Source organism: Aeromicrobium sp. PFPM2_SD2 (genome assembly GCF_057364525.1).
In genome coordinates, this window is the sequence record NZ_JBNFNZ010000133.1 from 1 (window position 1) to 5,723 (window position 5,723).

General features: G+C 71.5%; 5 protein-coding genes and 1 riboswitch. All 5 genes read right to left on the reverse strand.

What is annotated here, in order from left to right:
- Window positions 1-270: hydroxyethylthiazole kinase (locus AC2W7G_RS08075; RefSeq protein ID WP_485867977.1), on the reverse strand; the 270-nt coding region annotated here is incomplete at its 3' end.
- Window positions 258-353, reverse strand: a riboswitch (TPP riboswitch). It overlaps the preceding gene by 13 nt.
- 74 nt (window positions 354-427) lie before the next feature.
- Window positions 428-1,453: a ketol-acid reductoisomerase gene (ilvC, locus tag AC2W7G_RS08080; RefSeq protein ID WP_485867978.1), complete on the reverse strand. Its 1,026-nt coding sequence runs from the start codon at window positions 1,451-1,453 to the stop codon at window positions 428-430.
- Window positions 1,454-1,483: 30 nt separating this feature from the next.
- A complete protein-coding gene (gene ilvN / locus AC2W7G_RS08085; protein ID WP_485867979.1) occupies window positions 1,484-2,020 on the reverse strand; it encodes an acetolactate synthase small subunit in 537 nt (178 codons plus the stop codon).
- A complete protein-coding gene (locus AC2W7G_RS08090; RefSeq protein ID WP_485867980.1) occupies window positions 2,017-3,792 on the reverse strand; it encodes an acetolactate synthase large subunit in 1,776 nt (591 codons plus the stop codon). The genes ilvN and AC2W7G_RS08090 overlap by 4 nt, the downstream gene beginning before the upstream one ends.
- A 209-nt stretch (window positions 3,793-4,001) precedes the next feature.
- A complete protein-coding gene (locus AC2W7G_RS08095) occupies window positions 4,002-5,459 on the reverse strand; it encodes an SDR family NAD(P)-dependent oxidoreductase (protein WP_485867981.1) in 1,458 nt (485 codons plus the stop codon).
- Window positions 5,460-5,723 lie beyond the last annotated feature (264 nt).

Here is a 5,723-nt window from a genome sequence, read left to right on the forward strand (position 1 = left end):
ATCCCGCGCTCGGCGGGCGACCGTCGCCGCCGCTGCATGCCGGCGACCCCACGGCGGGGGCTCAGCGTGCCGATGTTGACCACGACGGCGGACGCGAGCCCCGGCCATCTCGGCCGCCTCGCGCTCGTCGTGGACCATGGCCGGCGAGGCGCCCGCGGCGTTGAGCAGGTTCGCCGCCAGGTCCATCGACACGTAGTTGGTCAGGCACTGCACGAGCGGCGCCTGGGCGCGCAGCCGCTCCAGCAGCGCGGGTGGGGACGTGACAGTCATCGGGCTCCCTCCGTCGGTACGAACCGAATCAGGTGTGCGGGTGTGATCTCAGCCCCGTCGGTGGGGCACCCCGGCCGTTCGGACGTCACCGTAGCAGCGCCGGACGCACGAGGCCCGCCACCGTCCCCGGTGGCGGGCCCTCGTCGCGTCCGGAGGATCAGCGCTCGGCCGAGCCCTCCGTGTAGTCCGCGTCGGTCTGCTGCCACGCGAAGTGGGCGCGCAGCTCCTTGCCGGTCGCCTCGATCGGGTGGCCGGCCTCCTTCTCGCGCAGCTGCTTGAACTCCGGCGCGCCGGCGTCCTGGTCGGCGATGAAGCGCTCGGCGAAGGCGCCGTTCTGGATGTCCGCGAGGACCTCCTGCATGCGCTCCTTGACCGAGGCGTCGATGACCCGCGGGCCCGACACGTAGTCGCCGTACTCGGCGGTGTCGGAGATGCTCCAGCGCTGCTTGGCGATGCCGCCCTCCCACATGAGGTCGACGATGAGCTTGAGCTCGTGCAGCACCTCGAAGTAGGCGATCTCGGGCTGGTAGCCCGCCTCGGTCAGCGTCTCGAAGCCGGCCTGCACCAGGTGCGACATGCCGCCGCACAGCACGGCCTGCTCGCCGAACAGGTCGGTCTCGGTCTCCTCGGTGAAGGTCGTCTTGATGACGCCGGCGCGGGTGCCGCCGATCGCCTTCGCGTACGACAGCGCCAGGTCCCAGGCCTTGCCCGAGGCGTCCTTCTCCACGGCGATGATGTCCGGGATGCCGCGGCCGGCGACGAACTCGCGGCGCACCGTGTGGCCGGGGGCCTTCGGCGCGACGAGCACGACGTCGACGCCCTCGGGCGCCTGGATGTAGCCGTAGCGGATGTTGAAGCCGTGGCCGAAGACCAGGGTGTCGCCCTCGGCCAGCGCCGGGGCGATCTCCTCGGCGTACAGCGTCCGCTGGACCTGGTCGGGAGCCAGGATGACGACGACGTCGGCCTCCTCCGCGGCCTCGCGCGGGGTCAGGACCGACAGGCCCTCGGCCTCGGCCTTGGCGCGGCTCTTGGAGCCCTCCTTGAGGCCGATGCGGACGTCGACGCCCGAGTCGCGCAGGTTGAGGGCGTGCGCGTGGCCCTGGCTGCCGTAGCCAATGACCGCGACGTTCTTGCCCTGGATGATGCTGAGGTCGGCGTCGTCGTCGTAGTAGAGCTCGGCCACGAGATGTGTCTCCTTGTGTTGTAGGGGGTCTTAGCCGGCCTGCGTGCCGGGGACGGCGCGCAGGGTCCGGTCGGTGATGGAACGCGAGCCCCGGCCGATCGCGACGCGACCGGACTGGACGATCTCGCGGATGCCGAAGGGCTCGAGGACGCGCAGCATGGCGGCGATCTTGCCGCTGTCGCCGGTGGCCTCGATGGTGATCGAGTCGGTGGCGACGTCGACCGCCTTGGCGCGGAAGAGCTGGACGGTCTCCAGCACCTGGCCGCGGGTCTGGGCGTCGGCCTTGACCTTGATCAGGACCAGCTCGCGCTCGACCGCGGACGAGGGCTCGAGCTCGACGATCTTGAGCACGTGCACCAGCTTGTTGAGCTGCTTGGTGACCTGCTCGAGCGCGATCTCGTCGACGCTGACCACGATGGTCATGCGCGAGATCTCGGGGATCTCGGTCGGACCGACGGCCAGCGACTCGATGTTGAAGCCGCGTCGCATGAACAGGCTGGAGACGCGCGCGAGCGCGCCGGGCGTGTTCTCGACCAGGACGCTGAGGGTGTGCTGCTGCTTGCTCACAGGTCGTCGTCCTCCCACTCGGGCGCCAGGTCGCGCGCGATCTTGATGTCGTCGTTGCTGGTGCCGGCGGCGACCATCGGCCAGACCATGGCGTCGCGCTCGACGACGAAGTCGATGACGACCGGGCGGTCGTTGATCGCCATGGCCTTCTCGATGGTGGCGTCCAGGTCGGCCTCGCTGTCGCACCGCAGGCCCACGCACCCGTAGGCGTCCGCGAGCTTGACGAAGTCCGGGATGCGGCGCGCGCCGATCGACTCCGGGCCGGTGTGCAGGTCGGTGTTGGAGTAGCGGCCCTCGTAGAACAGGGTCTGCCACTGGCGCACCATGCCCAGCGAGGAGTTGTTGATGACGGCCACCTTGATCGGGATGCCCTCGATCGCGCAGGTCGCCAGCTCCTGGTTGGTCATCTGGAAGCAGCCGTCGCCGTCGATGGCCCACACGACGCCGTCGGGCAGCGCGGCCTTGGCGCCCATCGCCGCCGGGACGGCGTAGCCCATCGTGCCGGCGCCGCCGGAGTTGAGCCACTGGCGCGGACGCTCGTAGGAGACGTAGTGCGCCGCCCACATCTGGTGCTGGCCGACGCCGGCCACGTAGGTGGCCTCCGGACCGGCGATGGCGCTGAGCCGCTCGATCACCGTCTGCGGGGCCAGGCCGTGCTCGGGCTTGTCGTACGCGACCGGGTAGCGCTCCTTGATGGTGGCCAGGAAGTCGCGCCAGGCGGCGTAGTCGCCGCGCTCGCCGTCCTCCTCGGCCGCCTTCTGCAGCGCCACGACCAGGTCGGCGATGACCTCGCGGGCGTCGCCCACGATCGGCACGTCGGCGATGCGGTTCTTGGAGATCTCGGCCGGGTCGACGTCGGCGTGGACGACCTTGGCGTCCGGCGCGAAGGAGTCCAGGTTGCCGGTGACGCGGTCGTCGAAGCGGGCGCCGAGCGACACGATGAGGTCGGCCCGCTGCAGCGCGCCCACCGCGGCGACGGTGCCGTGCATGCCGGGCATGCCCATGTGCAGCGGGTGGGAGTCGGGGAAGGCACCGCGTGCGGTCAGCGTCGTGACGACCGGGATCTGGGCCATCTCGGCCAGCACCTTGAGCTCGGCCGAGGCGTCGGCCTTGATGACGCCGCCGCCCACGTAGAGCACCGGCCGGCGCGCCTCGAGCAGCAGCCGGGTCGCCTCGCGCACCTGCTTGCCGTGCGGCTTGGTGGTGGGGCGGTAGCCCGGCAGCGCCAGCTCGGTAGGCCAGCTGAAGGTCGTGCTGCCCTGGAGCGCGTCCTTGGAGATGTCGACGAGCACGGGACCGGGACGGCCGGTGCCGGCGATGTGGAACGCCTCCGCGATCACCCGCGGGATCTCGGCCGGGTCCGTGACCAGGTAGCTGTGCTTGGTGATCGGCATCGTGATGCCGCGGATGTCGGCCTCCTGGAAGGCGTCCGTGCCGATGAAGCCGCTCGCGACCTGGCCGGTGATCGCCACGATCGGGACCGAGTCCATGTAGGCGTCCGCGATGGCGGTGACCAGGTTCGTGGCGCCCGGGCCGGACGTGGCCATGCAGACGCCGACCCGGCCCGTGACCATCGCGTAGCCCTGCGCGGCGTGCCCGGCGCCCTGCTCGTGCCGGACGAGCACGTGGCGGATGCTGGAGTCGAACAGCGGGTCGTACGCGGGGAGGATCGCGCCACCGGGGATGCCGAAGATGGTGTCCACCCCGGCCCGCTCGAGCGCGCGCACCAGGCTCTGGGCCCCGGTGATCTGCTCGTCGAGCTGCTTGGTCATGATGCGTGCCTATCGGTTGGTGTGGTGTCCGGACCCTCGCATAAAAAAAGCCCCCGGCCCGGACGTGGGCGCTGAGGGAAGACGCGACGGTCGAACCGACCGGCGCGTCTAGCGAAGTACTACGAGGACGTGGGCGTGCACGTCACCGATCTTCGCCCCTCTCCCTCGGTCTGGTCAAGTGCTGAGACGGAAAGTCCGCCATGTGGACATCACCAGGGGTGCGGTGCGTAGTCCTTGAGGAAGACGCCGTGCACGTCCTCCCCCGCCTCGCCGCGCACGATCGGGTCGTACACGCGGGCGGCGCCGTCGACGAGGTCGAGCGGGGCCTTGAAGCCCTCCTCGGCCAGCCGCACCTTGGTGGTGTGCGGGCGCTCGTCGGTGATCCAGCCCGTGTCGACGGCGGTCATGAGGATGCCGTCGGCCTCGAGCATCTCGCCGGCGCTCGTGCGGGTGAGCATGTTGAGCGCGGCCTTGCTCATGTTGGTGTGCGGGTGGCCCGGCCCCTTGTAGCGGCGGGCGAACTGGCCCTCCATCGCCGAGACGTTCACGACGTACGTGCGCCGGTGCGGCGAGGCGGCCATCGCGGCGCGCAGGCGACTGATGAGGATGAACGGCGCCGTCTGGTTGCACAGCTGCACCTCGAGCAGCTCCAGCTCGGAGACCTCGCCGACGTTCTGCACCCAGCTGTTGGTGTCGACGACGTCCGGCACGAGGCCGCCGGCGTCGATGCGGCTCAGGTCCGCCGAGCCGGCCGTCATGGCCTCCTCGGTGAGCCGCTCGGCGGTGATGGCGTCGCCGGCCAGCACCGGGTGGGCGTCCACCGAGCCCATGAGCGCGGCGGGGTGCAGGTCGGACGTGTGCCCGAACGTCACCAGCTCGGGCTTGGGACCGGCGGGCAGCGGCGTGCTCTCGGCCTCGGCCAGCGGCGCGTACGCGCCGGGGGTGCGGCGCACGGTCTGCGCGGCGTTGTTGATGAGGATGTCCAGGTGCCCCTCGGACGCTACCTCGTCGGCCAGCGCGATGACCTGGCCGGGGTCGCGCAGGTCGATGCCCACGACCTTGAGCCGGTGCAGCCAGTCGGCGCTGTCGGGCAGGCTGGAGAACCGGCGCACGGCGTCGCGCGGGAAGCGTGTCGTGATCGTCAGGTGGGCGCCGTCGCGCAGCAGGCGCAGCGCGATGTACATGCCGATCTTGGCGCGTCCGCCGGTGAGCAGCGCGCGACGTCCGGTCAGGTCGGTGCGGGCGTCGCGCTTGGCGTGGCTCAGCGCGGCGCAGGCGGGGCACAGCTGGTGGTAGAACGCGTCGACCGTCGTGTACTTGGTCTTGCACATGTAGCAGCCGCGCGGCACGAGCAGCTCGCCGGCGACCGCGCCCTTCGCGCTGGACGTCAGCGGGATGCCGGCGGTCTCGTCGTCGATGCGCTGGGCCGAGCCGGTCGCGGTGCTCTCGACGACGGCGCGGTCGGCGGCCTGCACCTGCTCGCGCTTGGCCTTGCGGCGCTCGCGCTTGGCGTCCTTGAAGAAGCCGCCGGTCGCCCGGCGCAGGGCCACGTACGCCGGGTCGTCCTGGTCGAGGGAGCCGGCCGTCGCGAGCACGCGCAGCGCGGTCTCCAGGTCGGCGGGGTCGATCTGCGCCTGCGCGTCGGGGGCGTCGTTCGTGAGCGTCATGAGTCCAGCACGGTGAGGAGGCAGGGGGACGCCCCATTGTCCCACGGCGGCCCGGCTACGAGCGCCGCCACCAGGGACGACGCGACGTGGGCTCGTCGACGCGCAGCGGTGCCGTCACCGTGGACCAGCCGTTCGTGACCCACGCGGAGGCGCCGCGGGACCCCCACGAGAGGGGCGCCGCCGGTGAGGCCGGCGCGGTCGAGTGCCGGCAGGTCCACCGGCGACGGGTGACGGTGCTCGCGCCGCACCGCGCCGACGCCGGCG